The sequence below is a fragment of the Bosea vestrisii genome, assembly GCF_030144325.1.
In the GTDB taxonomy this organism is placed as follows: Bacteria; Pseudomonadota; Alphaproteobacteria; order Rhizobiales; family Beijerinckiaceae; genus Allobosea; species Allobosea vestrisii_A.
In genome coordinates this window covers 1531270-1545167 of sequence record NZ_CP126307.1, presented here as the reverse complement: position 1 = coordinate 1545167, position 13898 = coordinate 1531270, and the positions used below count along the sequence as shown (strand labels likewise).

Sequence of the window (13898 nt, the reverse complement as noted above, 5' to 3'; positions counted from 1 at the left end):
TCCAGCATGCAGAAGCGTCAACCGGCCGTGAGCCGGCGGTTCGTCCTGTCCGGCATGGCGGCCACGATGGCCTGCCCGGCGCTGGCGCAATCCTACCCGGCCAAGCCCGTGACGCTGATCGTCACCTTTGCCGCCGGCGGCGGTGTCGATGTCACGGCGCGATTGATCGCTGAATCGCTCAGCCAGATCCTCGGACAGCGCGTCATCATCGATAATCGCGGCGGTGGCGCGACGATGACGGGCACGCAAGCCGTGACCAAGGCCGATCCCGACGGCTACATGCTGCTCGCCGCGCCGACGACGATGGTGATCAATCCGGCGCTGCGGGCGAGCATGCCGTTCGACTGGCGCAGCGACCTCGTGCCGATCGGGCTGATGGCGAAGCTGCCCTTCGTGGTGGTGACCCGGCCGGATTCGCCGGTGAACACGATGAAGGATTTGGAAGCGCTAGCGAAGAAGCGGCCTGAGCCCGTCCTGTTCGCGTCGGGCGGCACCGGGACCGTCGCCCATCTCGCTGGCGAGCTTTTCGCCATGCGCACCGGAAGCAAGATGCAGCATGTGCCCTATCGCGGCGAGGGACCGTCACTCGCGGATGTCGCGGGCGGGGCGCTCGACGTCACCTTCGCGACGCTGGCGGCGGTCGCAGGACAGGTGGAGGGCGGCTCGCTGAAGGCGCTGGGCGTCACCACCAGCGAGCGGGCCGGGCTGCTGCCGAAGGTTCCGACCGTTGCCGAGCAGGGCTATGCCGATTTCGACGTCTCGGCCTGGGTCGGCCTGATGGCGCCTAAAGGCACGCCCGCGGCGCTGACGGAGAAGCTGCGCGCCGCGCTGGCGACGGCGCTGGGCGACGCTGAATTGCAACGCAAGCTCGCGGCCAGTGGCTCGATCCCTGCGGCCGTCGGCTTCGACTTCGACGGCTTCCTCAAGCGCGAAAGCGAGATCTGGAGCAAGGTCGTCAAGGAAGCCGGCGTCAAGGTCGACCCGTAAGAGCGCGGTCATGCTTGCGATCCGCAAGGCCACGCCGGAGCCGGGGCTCGTCTGCCGCGAGGTCGAGGCGCCCGTTCGCGGGCGCGACGACGAGGTCCTGGTCCGGGTCGAAGCCGCCGGCATCTGCGGCACCGATCTGCACATCGCCGATTGGACAGCGGGCTATGGGGCGATGGCGAGCGCCATGCCGGTGACGCTTGGCCATGAATTCGCCGGCAGAATAGAGCGCGGCCCGTCCGAGTGGCTCGGACAGCGCGTGGTGATCAGGCCGTCGGTGACCTGCGGGCGTTGCGAAGGCTGCCGGCAATGCGGCGAGGATGGCTGCACGGCGCGCACCGGCATCGGCATCCGCCGCGATGGCGGCTTCGCCAGCATGGCGAGCGTGCCGGCGCGCAATTGCGTTCACGTGCCCGACGAGCTCGATCCGGAGCTCGCGGCCCTGACCGAGCCGCTGACCGTCGCGGCGCAAGCCGTGGCGCGCGCCGGCTCTGTCGAGGGCAAGCGCGTGCTCGTGCTCGGGCCGGGGCCGATCGGGCTCAGCGTCGCGCTCTTCGCCGAACGGGCCGGAGCGGCCGCGCTGACGATCGCCGGGCGCGACGATGGGGCGAGGCTGGCTTGCGCCCGCGCACTCGGTTTCGCCGATACCAGGGACGCGCTCGCCGATAGCGAACCGTTGGCACCCGCCGGCTTCGATGTGATCTTCGAGGCGACCGGGGTGCCGGAGGTCGCGAGCGCGGCGCAGCGCCTGCTTGCGCCCGGCGGCGTCCTCGTGATCTGCGGTATCCATGCCCGGCCGGCCAGCTTCGACCTGACGGCGATGGTACGGCTGGAGCAGAGCGTCGTTGGCTCCTATCGTGCCCCGCTCGCGCGCTGGGGCGAAGTGGTCGCGGCGATTGCCGCGGCGCCGGAACGCTTTCGCAAGCTGATCAGCCATCGTCTGCCGCTGAGCGAGGCGCTGGACGGCTTTGCCCTGATGCGCAGCCGTGCCGCGATCAAGGTGATGCTGCAGCCATGACGTCCACCGCTTCAGTGAGCAGCGCTTTCCTCGTCTTCGCCAACGATGTCGTTTCCGAGCAGCGCGAAGCCTATGAAAGCTGGCATGGCCGCCATCATGTCCCGCAGCGGCTGACGGTGCCGGGCATCCTGCGCTCCACGCGCTACCGGACGAGCGGCGGCTCACCGGAATACCTGACGGTCTACGATCTCGCTGACATCGCAGTGCTCGCTTCGCCCGATTATCGCCGGCTCGCCGAGCAGCCCGATGCGGTTACGCAGGCGATGCGGCCTTATCTGCGCAATCCGCTGCGGCTCGCCTGCCGCGCCCTGATCGGCGCCGATTGTCCGCATGGCGAGTTCCTCGTCATTCTGCGGATGCCCGATGCGAGCGCGACGCGCGCAGCCGAATGGATGGCGGCCAAAAAACCCGCGACGATCAGGCTTGGCAGGACCGCGCCCGATGCCGGCGGCCATCCGATCATGAAGCAGGCGGGCATGCCGGAGGAGGCGGTCGCGCTCGTCTTCGCCGCAACATTCCGGGCGGCTCGGGCCATGGCCGAAGGCATGCGGGATGCAATGCAGGTCGAGACCCTGTCGGCTCCCGGCTCGGGCCTGATCTATGAGCGGATCGAGAGCTTTCCCTGACCTGGCCGGCCGGCTCCCACTGCCTGCCGGGCTGCGCGTGGGCGGAGTTCGTGTTATACGGTTTGTATAACGCCGCTCAAGGAGCACGCCATGAACAAGCCCGAGAAGCCTGCCGGCGAGCAGGCCATGGTCCTGCAGGTTCGCAAGATCGGCAATTCAGTCGGCATCATCCTGCCGAAGGAATTGCTGGCGCGGCTGAAGCTGGCGGAAGGCGACAAGCTGACGGTGGTCGAGCAGCCGGAAGGCGCCTTCAAGCTGACGCCTCATGACGACCTGCACGAGCGCACCATGGCGATCGCGCGCAAGGCGATGAAGCAATATGCCAATGCGTTGCGCGAGCTGGCGAAATGAGCGAGCCGTTCTGGCTCACGCCCGACGTCGTCGCCGATATCCATTCCGAGCAGTTGGCGCTCTTTGGCGGTCCTGACGGTATTCGTGATCGGGGCTTGCTGGAATCGGCTCTGGCACGGCCGATCAACCGCTTTGCCTATGGCGAGACCGACATGGCTGCACTGGCGGCCGCTTATGCGTTCGGCATCGCCAAGAACCATCCCTTCATCGATGGCAACAAGCGCGTCGCGCTGCTGGCGCTGATCATCTTCCTTCGGCTGAACGGGATCGAGTTCGCGCCGAGCGAAGCCGATGCAGCTGCCATCATCCTTGCGCTCGCGGCCGGCGAGGTCGAGGAAGAGGGGCTGACGCGCTGGATCCGTGACAACTGGCCGAAGGATGCGCCTGCATGACCACGCCGATCTGGATCGAGGCTGCGATCAACGGTCCCTGGGGCAAGGAACGCCAGCCCGGCATCCCGATCGCAATTCCCGACATCATCGCGGACGGGATCGCGGCGGTCGAGGCCGGTGCGGCGATCGTCCATCTGCATGTCTACGACGTCGAGACCGGCCGGCAGCGCGACGATTGGGAACTGTATGCGCAGGCGATCGAAGGCATCAGGGCCAAGGTGGATGCGATCATCTATCCGACGATTCCGATCCTCGGCTCTGGTTATGCCGGCGACATGATCGGCTCCGGCCGCTACACGCATCTGGAGGAGCTGGCGAAGCGCGGCCTCGTCGAATGGGGCGTGCTCGATCCCGGCTCGTGCAACTGGACGACCTTCGCCGGAATCCCAGACGGCGAGCCGGGCTTCATCTACCAGAACCCCGGCGAGCATATCCGCGAGGGGATGGACGTCGCGCAGCGCCACAAGATCCATCCGAGCTATGCGATCTACGAGCCCGGCTTCACCCGGCTGGGGACAGCACTTGCCAAGGCTTATCCCGGCATGCCGACGCCGATCTACCGGCTGATGTTCTCCGATGCCTTCGCCTGGGGCTTTCCGCCGAAGCCCTACGCACTGGACGCGCATCTCGCGCTGCTGGCCGACTGTGCGCCGCAGGTGCCGGTGATGATCGCGGGGCTAGGTGTCGACCTCGGCGAGATTGTCGGGCCGGCGGTGGCGCGCGGCGTCCATGTCCGCGCCGGGCTGGAGGATGCGGCCTTCGGGGAGACGCGCAGCAATGCGCAATTGACTACCGACATGGTCCGCAAGGTCGAGGCTGCCGGCGGTCGACCTGCGAGCGTGGCGGAAGTCAGGGCGAGCTTGGCGGCTTGACCGAAGTGGCGGCGACCGCCACGAGCGGTTAGCCTCTCGTGTTTCCGGTACGCGAGGGGAACGCCATGGCGTCGGTGACGGTCGAACTGCGCAATGTCGAGGGCACGCAGGCGGCGATGGGCTGGGCGGGTGCGCATACCGTCATCGTCGATCGACCGGAGGGCAGGGCCGGCGGGATGGGGCTCGGCTTCAACGGCGCGCAATTGCTCGGGCTCGCACTGGGCGGCTGCTTCTGCAACGATCTGCGTTATGCCGCCGATGAACTCGGCGTCGCGCTCGGGCGGATCGCCGTCTCGGTCACGGTCGAGCTGGAGGGCAGCCCGCTGCTGACGACGGCGGCGACGATGAGCGTCGCGTGCGAGATGCAGGACGGCTCAGACGCTGCTGCCGTCATCGAAAAGGCCAAGGCGATCTGCATGGTCGCCAACTCGCTCGGTCGCGGCTTTCCGGTGGCGATCGAGCAGGCCGGGCGCTCCTGAGGCAGCGCGCCTGCTGGCTTTCCGCGGCGGAGCGCCTACATCGGGTAGCAGCCCGTCATAGCGCCGTGAGCCTCAATGTCCGAACGCGATAGCGAAGCCAACCGATTCTCCGCCCGTGCGGCGCGCTACGCCCGTGTCGGCGCCAATGTTGGCGGCGTGGCGGCGCGCATCGCCGGCACCAAGCTGTTCGGACTGGAAGGCCGCAATGCCACCAATGCGGAGGCACTCGCCAAGGCGCTGGGCGGGCTGAAAGGCCCGCTGATGAAGGTGGCGCAGCTCGTCGCCACCATCCCCGACGTCGTGCCGCCGGAATACGCTGCCGAATTGCAGAAGCTGCAATCGGAGGCACCGCCGATGGGCGCCGCCTTCGTCAAGCGCCGGATGCAGGCAGAGCTCGGCGCGAGCTGGCGCGAGCGCTTCGCCGAATTCGACTTGAAGCCGGCAGCCGCTGCCTCGCTCGGGCAGGTACATCGGGCGACCGCGCAGGGCGGCGCCCCGCTCGCCTGCAAGCTGCAATATCCCGACATGGAATCGGCTGTAGAGGCCGACATCTCCCAGCTGGAGATCCTGTTCGGGCTGCACCGGCGCATGGGCGCGGTGATCGACACCAGCGAGATCGCCAAGGAGATCAGCGCCCGCGTCCGCGAGGAACTCGACTATCGCCGCGAGGCCAAGCATGTCGCGCTCTACCAGAACATGCTGGCTGCCACGCCCGAGGTCCGCGTGCCCGATGTCGTGCCGGAGCTGTCGACGCGCCGGCTGCTGACCATGGGTTGGCTCGAGGGCGACAAGATCCTCAACCACAAGCAGGCGAGCCAGGAGGTCCGCGACCGGATCTCGACCGCGATGTTCCGGGCCTGGTGGCGGCCGTTCAGCCATCACGGCGTCATCCACGGTGATCCGCATCTCGGAAACTACACGGTTTTCCAGGAGGGCGGCGAGCCTGGAGGCATCAACCTGCTCGACTATGGCTGCATCCGGATCTTCCCGCCGAGCTTCGTCGGCGGCGTGGTCGATCTCTATCGCGGCCTGCTCGAAGGCGAGGAGGGGCGCGTCGTCCACGCCTATGAGATCTGGGGCTTCAAAGGCCTCAACAAGGAGTTGATCGACACCCTCAACATCTGGGCGAAGTTCATCTATGGCCCGCTGCTGGAGGATCGCACGCGTCGCATTGCCGAGGGCGTCAAACCGTCGGAATACGGCCGCAAACAGGCCTTCCAAGTTCATTCGGCCCTGAAGGCGCGTGGGCCGGTGACGGTGCCGCGCGAGTTCGTCTTCATGGACCGGGCTGCGATCGGCTTGGGGGCGTCTTCCTGCATCTCGACGCCGAGCTCAACTTCCACCGCCTGTTCGAGCAGGAGATCGAGGCTTTCAGCGTCGCGAGGGTGGCAAGCGAGCAAAGTGCGGCGCTGGCGGCAGCTGGTCTCAGCAGTTCCTGACGATCAGAATCGTCAATGCACTTATGATCTGGTGCAGGTCCGCCGGAGCTGCTGCCATAAGCCGCGCTCATTGCCTTGTATTTAAATCGATTTAATTGACAGGGAGCGGGGTTTTCCCTAGCGTTGTGTTGTGTCCGCTCAGAAAATGAGCACAGCCACTCCGGCGCTCCGTTGCCGACCCTTGGCAGGTGCGGTACAGGGCGTCAGGATAGGGTGAAACTCGGGACTTTTTCATGGCCGACCACGGACACGCTGCCGACATTCCGCAGATGGATTACCCGGAGCATGAGCGCACCTATGTGGGCTTCGTGCATTTTGCCGAGGTCGGTACGGTGGCTTGCCTTGCCATCGTCGCTGCGCTCGCAGTCGGTGGCACCAAGCACGCCTGGGGTACCGCCATCATCGGCACGCTGCTGACCCTGATCGGCACCGGCGTCGGCATCGCCGCCCCGTCGATCGGCTGGCGTGCCACGCTCGTTCCCTTCGTTCTGATGCTGCTCGCGCTCCTCCTCTACTAAGCCCGAAAGGCCTGGCCTCCATGCGCATCGCTGTCCCAGCCGAAACGCAAGGGGCGGAGACCCGCGTCGCCGTGACGCCGGAAACCGTCCGCAAGTTCATTGGCCTCGGGGCCGAGATCGCAGTGGAGAAGGGGGCAGGGCTCGCTTCCGGGATTACCGACGGTGATTACGAGGCGGCTGGTGCCAAGCTGGCAGGCAGTGCCGCCGAGGCGCTGGCCGGCGCTGACATCGTGCTGAAGGTGCGCCGCCCGGGTGAGGGTGAGATCGCCGGCCTGCCGGCCGGTGCGCTCGTCGTCGGCATCATGGACCCCTATGGCAGCGAGGCGCAGGTCGAGGCGCTGGCCAAGGCCAATGTCGCGGCCTTCGCCATGGAGTTCATGCCGCGCATCACCCGCGCGCAGGTGATGGACGTTTTGTCCTCGCAGGCGAACCTTGCGGGCTACCGTGCCGTGATCGACGGCGCGGCTGAATATGGCCGCGCCTTGCCAATGATGATGACGGCGGCCGGCACCGTGCCGGCGGCAAGGATCTTCGTCATGGGCGTCGGTGTTGCCGGCCTGCAGGCGATCGCCACCGCGCGTCGCATGGGCGCCATCGTCACCGCGACGGACGTCCGCCCGGCCACCAAGGAGCAGGTCGAGTCGCTCGGCGCAAAGTTCCTCGCTGTCGAGGACGAGGAATTCAAGCAGGCGCAGACCGCCGGCGGCTACGCCAAGGAAATGTCCAAGGAATACCAGGCCAAGCAGGCCGAGCTGACGGCGAGCCATATCGCCAAGCAGGACATCGTCATCACCACTGCGCTGATCCCGGGCCGCCCGGCGCCGAAGCTGATCTCGGCGGCGATGGTCGAGAGCATGAAGCCCGGTTCGGTGATCATCGACCTCGCGGTCGAGCGCGGTGGCAATTGCGAGCTCGCCAAGCCAGGCGAGGTCGTGACCACGCCGAACGGCGTCAAGATCGTCGGCCATCTCAACGTGCCGGGCCGCCTGCCGGCGACCTCCTCCAGCCTCTACGCCAAGAACCTCTTTGCCTTCGTCGAGACGCTGATCGACAAGGCCGAGAAGAAGCTCGCGGTGAACTGGGACGACGAACTGGTCAAGGCGACCTGTCTGACCAAGGACGGCGCGGTGATCCATCCGAATTTCGCGGCGAAGGCCTAACAACAGCGCAGAGGGAGTGTCACTTCATGGCTAATCCGGCACCCGAACAGGCGCTCGAACAGGCTCGCTCCGCCGCGGCACTGGCGAAACAAGCAGCAGAACTCGCGGAGAAGTATGCAGAGCAGGCCGCCGCCGCCGCCGGCGCCGCGACCGGTGTCGACCCGACGGTCTATCGCCTCGCCATCTTCGTGCTCGCCGTCTTCGTCGGCTACTACGTCGTCTGGTCGGTGACGCCGGCGCTGCACACGCCGCTGATGTCGGTCACCAACGCGATCTCCTCGGTCATCGTCGTCGGCGCGCTGCTCGCGGTCGGCGTCCAGGCCGCGCCCGCGATGGGCGACGGCCCGCTCTGGGCCAAGGTCTTCGGCTTCATCGCGCTGATCCTGGCTTCGGTGAACATCTTCGGTGGCTTCCTCGTCACCGAGCGGATGCTGTCGATGTACAAGAAGAAGGGCTGACGCGCATGGCCGCCAATCTCGCCGCCCTTCTCTACGTCGTCTCCGGCGTCCTGTTCATCATGGCCCTGCGCGGGCTGTCGCATCCGACGAGCTCGCGCCAGGGCAACCGCTACGGCATGATCGGCATGGCGATCGCCGTGCTGACCACGGTCATCTTCTATCCGCCGGCCGGCTTCTCCGGCTGGCTGCTCGTCATCCTCGGCATCGCGATCGGCGGCGGCTTCGGCGCCTATATGGCCAAGCGCGTGCAGATGACGCAGATGCCGCAGCTCGTCGCCTTCTTCCACTCGCTGGTCGGCCTCGCCGCCGTGCTGGTCGCGGCCGCGGCGCTCTATGCGCCTGAGGCGTTCGGCATCGGCCAGGTCGGCAAGATCAAGGGCGCCAGCCTGTTCGAGATGGCGCTCGGCGTCGCCATCGGCGCGATCACCTTCACCGGCTCGATCATCGCCTTCCTCAAGCTCGACGGGCGCATGAGCGGCAAGCCGATCATGCTGCCACAGCGCCACGGCATCAATATCGGTCTCGGCATCGCGCTCCTGGTGATGCTGCTGATCTTCCTGAAGACGGAGAGCCATCTCGTCTTCTGGCTGATCGTCCTGGTTTCCTTCGCGCTCGGCGTGTTGCTGATCATCCCGATCGGCGGCGCGGACATGCCGGTCGTCGTCTCGATGCTGAACTCCTATTCCGGCTGGGCAGCGGCGGGCATCGGCTTCACCCTCGGCAACATGGCGCTGATCATCACCGGGGCGCTCGTCGGCTCGTCTGGCGCGATCCTGTCCTACATCATGTGCAAGGCGATGAACCGGAGCTTCATCTCCGTCATCCTCGGCGGCTTCGGCGGCGATGACGCTGCGGCCGGTGCGGGCGGCGCAGCCGAGGCGCGGCCGGTCAAGCAGGGCTCGGCCGACGACGCGGCCTACATCATGAAGAATGCCGGAAAAGTCCTGATCGTGCCGGGCTACGGCATGGCGGTGGCGCAGGCCCAGCACGCGCTGCGCGAGATGGCCGACCTCCTCAAGAAGGAGGGCGTCGAGGTCAAGTACGCGATCCATCCGGTGGCGGGCCGCATGCCCGGTCATATGAACGTGCTGCTGGCCGAGGCCAACGTGCCCTATGACGAGGTCTTCGAGCTCGAGGACATCAACTCGGAATTCGGTCAGGCCGACGTCGCCTTCGTCATCGGCGCCAACGACGTCACCAACCCGGCTGCCAAGACCGACAAGAGCTCGCCGATCTACGGCATGCCGATCCTCGACGTCGAGAAGGCCAAGACCGTGCTCTTCATCAAGCGCGGCATGGCGGCCGGCTATGCCGGCGTCGAGAACGAGCTGTTCTTCAGGCCCAACACGATGATGCTGTTCGGCGACGCCAAGAAGGTCACCGACGACATCGTCAAGGCCATGGCGCACTGACCAGCGCAGCGATCGTCACAGCGATGTTGCAAGGGGCCGGCTCGATGCCGGCCCTTTCGTTTCAAGCGGCTGCCGAAGGCAACAGGCGATGCGCAGAATCCTGAAGCTTCTCGTGATCGGCGGGTTCGGCGCCTATGTCGCGGTGCTGGCGCTACTCTACGTCAAGCAGGGCGACCTGCTCTATCCGCGCAACCCGGCTCGTATCGCTATCGCGACCGTCGACCTGCCGGGCGTCGAGGAAACCGATCTGACGACCTCTGATGGTGAGCGGCTCATTGCCTGGGTGGTGCCACCGCGCGAGGGCAAGCCGGTGCTGCTGTATTTCCACGGCAATGGTGGCAATCTCGGGCGCGGCAGGCGTCCGGCACAGCTCAGCTCGCTGACTGAGGATGGCACCGGGCTCTTCGCCGTGAGCTATCGCGGCTATGGCGGCTCTACCGGAATGCCGAGCGAGGAGGGGCTGTTGTTCGATGCTCGCGCTGCCTATGCCGCTGCCGTCGCGCGCTTCGGGGCCGAGCGCCTGATCGGTTATGGCGAATCGCTTGGCACCGGCGTCGTCCTGAAGCTCGCGGTCGAGCAACCGCTCAAGGCCGTGATCCTGGATGCACCCTATCTATCGACGGCATCCGTGGCGCAACTGGCCTACCCTTATGTCCCGGTCGCGTTGTTGATGAAGGACAAGTTCCACTCGGACGCGGTGATCGGCAAGATCCACGCGCCGCTGCTGGTGCTGCATGGCGAGCGCGACAGGGTCGTACCCTTCGCGCAGGGGCGGGCGCTCTACGAGATGGCCAATCCGCCGAAGCGCTTCATTCGCTTCCCGAATGGCGGGCATAGCAACCTGTCCACCCCGGGCTCGGTGCCGGAGATCCGACGCTTTATCACGGATGTCGTAGCCGGTTCGTTTTCCGGTGAAGAGACGCGAACGGTACCGTAAGTCGCTGAGGCCGGGCCTGGCTCAGAAGCGGAACATGCCGCCACCGCCGCCGAGGCGAGCCGCGCCGGCGCGAGCGATCTGGTTGTTGCCGTCGAGGCCGAGGGCGCGCTGGTAGGCCTCGCTCGCCTCGGTCTTCTTGCCCTGCTTCTCGAAGGCAAAGCCGCGGCCGGCCCAGGCAGCGGCATTGCGGTTGTCGACATTGAGCGCGGCGGTGAAGTCCTCGAGCGCCGGGTCGTATTTGCCCAGCGCGTTGAGGCTCTCGCCGCGGGCGATGTAGGGCGGGGCGGTATAGGGGTTGCGGTCGATCACCGAGTCGAAATCGGTGACGGCGTGCTGGTGCTGGCCTTCCTTCTGATAGACCAGCCCGCGGGCATGGAAGGCTTCGGCGGCTTCCGGGTTGAGGCGGATCGCGGTGTTGAGATCGGCCAGCGCCTGCTGGCTGTTGCCCTGCACGCGCAGCAGATTGGCACGGGCGATGTAGGCCGGGGCGTAGTTCGGATTGGCCGTGGTCGCGCGATTGAAGTCCTGCAGCGCGGCGTCGTTGCGCCCGCTCTGGCGCAGCGCCAGGCCACGATTGGTGTAGGCCGGCGCGAAATTGGAATCGATCTGCACCGCCTTGGTGAAGTCGGAAATGGCGTCGGAGTAGCGGCCGACGCGGGCATAGGCCGCGCCGCGGGTGTTGTAGGCCTGCGGGTCGTTCGGGTTGCGGCTGACCACCTCGCTGAGCGAGCCGATATTGACGCTCGCAGCTTCGGTGTTCTCGGTCTGGAGCTCGGCGATGCCGGCGCCGGAGCCCATGCTCACTGTGTCGCAGCCTGCGAGCGCGAGCGCGAGGCCCGTCGCGATCAGCCAGTTCCTGCCTGTGACCATGCTCTTACCCATTGCTCAAGCTCTCGCCTGCCATGCGGCACGACCGCCCCGGTGTGCCGCCCGTCCTTCAAAACGCCTAACCCCTGACAAAGTTTGGTTAACGACGCTAGAGCCGGATGACCTCAAATGGAATCGCTAAGCGATCCCATTTGAGGTCTGAATCCGTCTCTTATCAAAAAGTTAGAGCAGGATTTATGCGAAAAACCGGTCTCCACTTTTTCGCATCCTGCTCTGAAAAACAACAGCGCCCGGAGAAGCTCCAGGCGCAGAAAGATATCGGAAGAGAGCTGGGCGGCTGCCAAGCCTCTTGCGCGGTCAGATCGCTGGCCGAGCGGGGCGCTCAGGACGCTTCGGCTTGACCGGCGCCGGCAGGAGGCCTTCGCGCTGCAGCTTCTTGCGGATCAGCTTGCGGGCGCGGCGGACGGCCTCGGCCTTCTCGCGCGCCTTCTTTACGGACGGCTTCTCGTAATGGCCGCGGAGTTTCATCTCACGGAAGATGCCCTCGCGTTGCATCTTCTTCTTCAGCGCCCGCAGCGCCTGATCGACGTTGTTGTCGCGAACGAGAACCTGCACGTGGGTGTCCGTCGTTGTCGGTGGTCCGGAATCAGGGCGGCGACCTCTCCAGGGAAAGACCGCCGCGAAGGTGGTGCGGATACCAGAATTCCCGTGACCTGTCCACGCCGCACCGCGGCAAAACCGGCTAAAATACGCGGTTTTGGTGGGCTTGGGCGTTCTCCGCTCAGCCGGCTTCGGGGAGGATGCGGGTGACGTGGCCCATCTTGCGGCCGGGCCTTGCCTCGCGCTTGCCGTAGAGGTGCAGGTGCGCGCCGGGTTCCGCCAGAAGTGCGCGCCAGTCCTGCGCCTGGGCGCCGATCAGGTTCTCCATGGTGACGCGGCCGCGCCGCGCCGTCGCGCCGAGCGGGAAGCCGCAGACGGCGCGGACATGCTGATGGAATTGCGAGGTCTGCGCGCCCTCGCTGGTCCAATGTCCGGAATTGTGCACGCGCGGAGCGATCTCGTTGACGACGACCTGCTCGCCGCTTTCACCCTCGACGAGGAAGAACTCGACGGCGAAGACGCCGACATATCCCAGCGCCTCGCCGATGCGCCTGGCGGCCTCGATGGCTGCGTCGGCGGCGGCTGGGCTGATGCGCGCCGGTACCTGCGTCAGCGCCAGGATGTGGTCGCGGTGCTCGTTCTCGCAGACGTCGAAGGCGGCGAAGGAGCTGTCGGCGGCGCGGGCGGCAACAACCGAGACCTCGCGCGCGAAGGTGACGAAGCCCTCGAGGATCGCTGGGAAATGGCCGATCTCGTCCCAAGCCTGCGCGAGATCGACGCCGTCGGCGATCTTGATCTGGCCCTTGCCGTCATAGCCGAAGCGCCGCGTCTTCAGCACGGCCGGGCGGCCGAGTCTGGCGACGGCCTGCTCGAGATCAGCGAGCGAATCGACCTGCTCGAACGGGGCGACCGCAAGGCCCAGCCCTGCGACGAAGCGCTTCTCGCTGAGACGGTCCTGCGTCACCGCGAGCGCCCGCGCCCCGGGATGCAGCGGGGTGCGGGCGGCGAGGAAGGCTGCGGTCGCGGCCGGGACGTTCTCGAATTCGTAGGTCACGACGTCGACGGCATCGGCAAAGCTGGCGAGCGCCGCCTCGTCCTCATAGGCGCCGATGGTGTGGCGGGCGGCGACCTCATAGGCCGGGCTCTCGGGTTCGGGCGCGAAGATATGGGCGCGCACGCCGAGATCGGCGGCCGCCAGTGCCAACATGCGGGCGAGCTGCCCGCCGCCAAGGATGCCGAGGACGGCGCCGGGGCCGAGCCCGCGCGGATCGGGCTGGCTCATGCCTCGTCCTTTGGCCGTTCGGCGACGGCGTTGCTCAGCCTTGCGCGCCAAGCGTCGAGCCGTTCGGCGAGGGCCATATCGGAGAGGGCGAGCACAGCAGCCGCGAGCAAAGCGGCGTTGATCGCGCCGGCTTTGCCGATGGCGAGCGTGCCGACCGGAATGCCGCCCGGCATCTGCACGATGGAAAGCAGGCTGTCCTGGCCGGAGAGCGCCTTGGACTCGACCGGCACGCCGAAGACGGGAAGGGGAGTGAGCGAAGCGGTCATGCCCGGCAGATGCGCGGCGCCGCCGGCGCCAGCGATGATCACCTTGAACCCTTCCGCCCTGGCGCCCTTGGCGAAAGCGTACATCCGGTCGGGCGTGCGATGAGCCGACATGATGCGCGCGTCGAAGGCGATGTCGAGCTCGCCTAATGTCTCGGCGGCGTGGCGCATCGTCGCCCAGTCGGACTGGCTGCCCATGATGATGGCGACGGGAGGGGTCGACTCGGCCATGAAATGCGCGCTTCCCGGGAGGAGGGAGGAAGCGCGCGATCTAGACCG

At 66.7% G+C, this 13898-nt stretch carries 16 protein-coding genes and 1 pseudogene; 13 read left to right on the top strand and 4 right to left on the bottom strand.

The window, feature by feature from the left end:
* Positions 1-6 precede the first annotated feature (6 nt).
* The 13 genes and pseudogenes from QO058_RS07685 (at position 7) to QO058_RS07625 (ending at position 10646) form a co-directional block, all read left to right on the top strand.
* Complete coding sequence (locus QO058_RS07685) at positions 7-987, top strand: Bug family tripartite tricarboxylate transporter substrate binding protein (protein ID WP_284171444.1); 981 nt, start codon at positions 7-9, stop codon at positions 985-987.
* 10 nt (positions 988-997) lie between these two features.
* Positions 998-2002: a zinc-dependent alcohol dehydrogenase gene (locus QO058_RS07680; protein WP_284171443.1), complete on the top strand. Its 1005-nt coding sequence runs from the start codon at positions 998-1000 to the stop codon at positions 2000-2002.
* The gene (locus QO058_RS07675) at positions 1999-2628 is read left to right on the top strand and encodes a hypothetical protein (protein WP_284171442.1); all 630 of its coding nucleotides are present in this window, start codon (positions 1999-2001) and stop codon (positions 2626-2628) included. Before QO058_RS07680 ends, QO058_RS07675 begins: the two co-directional genes overlap by 4 nt.
* A 90-nt stretch (positions 2629-2718) precedes the next feature.
* Positions 2719-2979 (top strand): AbrB/MazE/SpoVT family DNA-binding domain-containing protein, encoded by a 261-nt coding sequence (locus tag QO058_RS07670; protein ID WP_390893357.1) that lies wholly within the window; start codon positions 2719-2721, stop codon positions 2977-2979.
* Positions 2976-3371, top strand: a complete 396-nt coding sequence (locus tag QO058_RS07665; protein WP_284171441.1) for a type II toxin-antitoxin system death-on-curing family toxin — start codon at positions 2976-2978, stop codon at positions 3369-3371. The genes QO058_RS07670 and QO058_RS07665 overlap by 4 nt, the downstream gene beginning before the upstream one ends.
* Positions 3368-4243: a beta-keto acid cleavage family enzyme gene (locus tag QO058_RS07660; RefSeq protein ID WP_284171440.1), complete on the top strand. Its 876-nt coding sequence runs from the start codon at positions 3368-3370 to the stop codon at positions 4241-4243. The genes QO058_RS07665 and QO058_RS07660 overlap by 4 nt, the downstream gene beginning before the upstream one ends.
* Positions 4244-4308: 65 nt before the next feature.
* Positions 4309-4722: an OsmC family protein gene (locus tag QO058_RS07655; protein ID WP_284171439.1), complete on the top strand. Its 414-nt coding sequence runs from the start codon at positions 4309-4311 to the stop codon at positions 4720-4722.
* Positions 4723-4797: 75 nt separating this feature from the next.
* Positions 4798-6161 (top strand): annotated as a pseudogene (locus QO058_RS07650) (ABC1 kinase family protein).
* A 233-nt stretch (positions 6162-6394) separates the two neighbouring features.
* Positions 6395-6679 carry an aa3-type cytochrome c oxidase subunit IV gene (locus QO058_RS07645; protein ID WP_284171438.1) on the top strand — a complete coding sequence of 95 codons (285 nt, stop codon included), beginning with the start codon at positions 6395-6397 and terminating at the stop codon, positions 6677-6679.
* A 20-nt stretch (positions 6680-6699) separates the two neighbouring features.
* Positions 6700-7839, top strand: coding sequence for a Re/Si-specific NAD(P)(+) transhydrogenase subunit alpha (locus QO058_RS07640; RefSeq protein ID WP_284171437.1), 1140 nt, complete (start codon positions 6700-6702; stop codon positions 7837-7839).
* A 26-nt stretch (positions 7840-7865) separates the two neighbouring features.
* Entirely contained in the window at positions 7866-8297 is a 432-nt protein-coding gene (locus QO058_RS07635) for an NAD(P) transhydrogenase subunit alpha part 2 (RefSeq protein ID WP_110488650.1), read from the top strand.
* Between the two features lie 5 nt (positions 8298-8302).
* Positions 8303-9709 (top strand): NAD(P)(+) transhydrogenase (Re/Si-specific) subunit beta, encoded by a 1407-nt coding sequence (locus tag QO058_RS07630; protein ID WP_284171436.1) that lies wholly within the window; start codon positions 8303-8305, stop codon positions 9707-9709.
* 88 nt (positions 9710-9797) lie between these two features.
* Entirely contained in the window at positions 9798-10646 is an 849-nt protein-coding gene (locus tag QO058_RS07625; protein ID WP_284171435.1) for an alpha/beta hydrolase, read from the top strand.
* A 21-nt stretch (positions 10647-10667) separates the two neighbouring features.
* Here the strand turns inward: QO058_RS07625 and QO058_RS07620 are convergent, their stop codons facing one another.
* From QO058_RS07620 to purE, 4 genes are all read right to left on the bottom strand, one after another.
* Positions 10668-11528 carry a tetratricopeptide repeat protein gene (locus QO058_RS07620; protein ID WP_284171434.1) on the bottom strand — a complete coding sequence of 287 codons (861 nt, stop codon included), beginning with the start codon at positions 11526-11528 and terminating at the stop codon, positions 10668-10670.
* A 303-nt stretch (positions 11529-11831) separates the two neighbouring features.
* Positions 11832-12089, bottom strand: coding sequence for a 30S ribosomal protein S21 (gene rpsU / locus QO058_RS07615; protein WP_284171433.1), 258 nt, complete (start codon positions 12087-12089; stop codon positions 11832-11834).
* 166 nt (positions 12090-12255) lie between these two features.
* The gene (locus QO058_RS07610; protein ID WP_284171432.1) at positions 12256-13356 is read right to left on the bottom strand and encodes a 5-(carboxyamino)imidazole ribonucleotide synthase; all 1101 of its coding nucleotides are present in this window, start codon (positions 13354-13356) and stop codon (positions 12256-12258) included.
* A complete protein-coding gene (gene purE / locus QO058_RS07605) occupies positions 13353-13850 on the bottom strand; it encodes a 5-(carboxyamino)imidazole ribonucleotide mutase (RefSeq protein WP_284171431.1) in 498 nt (165 codons plus the stop codon). The genes QO058_RS07610 and purE overlap by 4 nt, the downstream gene beginning before the upstream one ends.
* Positions 13851-13898 lie beyond the last annotated feature (48 nt).

Bases quoted from the DNA above. Each gene is read 5' to 3' on its own strand.
- QO058_RS07660 (WP_284171440.1), top strand. From the start codon at position 3,368: ATGACCACGCCGATCTGGATCGAGGCTGCGATCAACGGTCCCTGGGGC.
- QO058_RS07630 (WP_284171436.1), top strand. From the start codon at position 8,303: ATGGCCGCCAATCTCGCCGCCCTTCTCTACGTCGTCTCCGGCGTCCTG.
- QO058_RS07620 (WP_284171434.1), bottom strand. From the start codon at position 11,528: ATGGGTAAGAGCATGGTCACAGGCAGGAACTGGCTGATCGCGACGGGC.
- QO058_RS07685 (WP_284171444.1), top strand. From the start codon at position 7: ATGCAGAAGCGTCAACCGGCCGTGAGCCGGCGGTTCGTCCTGTCCGGC.
- QO058_RS07635 (WP_110488650.1), top strand. From the start codon at position 7,866: ATGGCTAATCCGGCACCCGAACAGGCGCTCGAACAGGCTCGCTCCGCC.
- QO058_RS07645 (WP_284171438.1), top strand. From the start codon at position 6,395: ATGGCCGACCACGGACACGCTGCCGACATTCCGCAGATGGATTACCCG.
- QO058_RS07665 (WP_284171441.1), top strand. From the start codon at position 2,976: ATGAGCGAGCCGTTCTGGCTCACGCCCGACGTCGTCGCCGATATCCAT.
- QO058_RS07610 (WP_284171432.1), bottom strand. From the start codon at position 13,356: ATGAGCCAGCCCGATCCGCGCGGGCTCGGCCCCGGCGCCGTCCTCGGC.
- purE (WP_284171431.1), bottom strand. From the start codon at position 13,850: ATGGCCGAGTCGACCCCTCCCGTCGCCATCATCATGGGCAGCCAGTCC.
- QO058_RS07625 (WP_284171435.1), top strand. From the start codon at position 9,798: ATGCGCAGAATCCTGAAGCTTCTCGTGATCGGCGGGTTCGGCGCCTAT.
- QO058_RS07640 (WP_284171437.1), top strand. From the start codon at position 6,700: ATGCGCATCGCTGTCCCAGCCGAAACGCAAGGGGCGGAGACCCGCGTC.
- QO058_RS07655 (WP_284171439.1), top strand. From the start codon at position 4,309: ATGGCGTCGGTGACGGTCGAACTGCGCAATGTCGAGGGCACGCAGGCG.
- QO058_RS07675 (WP_284171442.1), top strand. From the start codon at position 1,999: ATGACGTCCACCGCTTCAGTGAGCAGCGCTTTCCTCGTCTTCGCCAAC.
- QO058_RS07680 (WP_284171443.1), top strand. From the start codon at position 998: ATGCTTGCGATCCGCAAGGCCACGCCGGAGCCGGGGCTCGTCTGCCGC.
- QO058_RS07670 (WP_390893357.1), top strand. From the start codon at position 2,719: ATGAACAAGCCCGAGAAGCCTGCCGGCGAGCAGGCCATGGTCCTGCAG.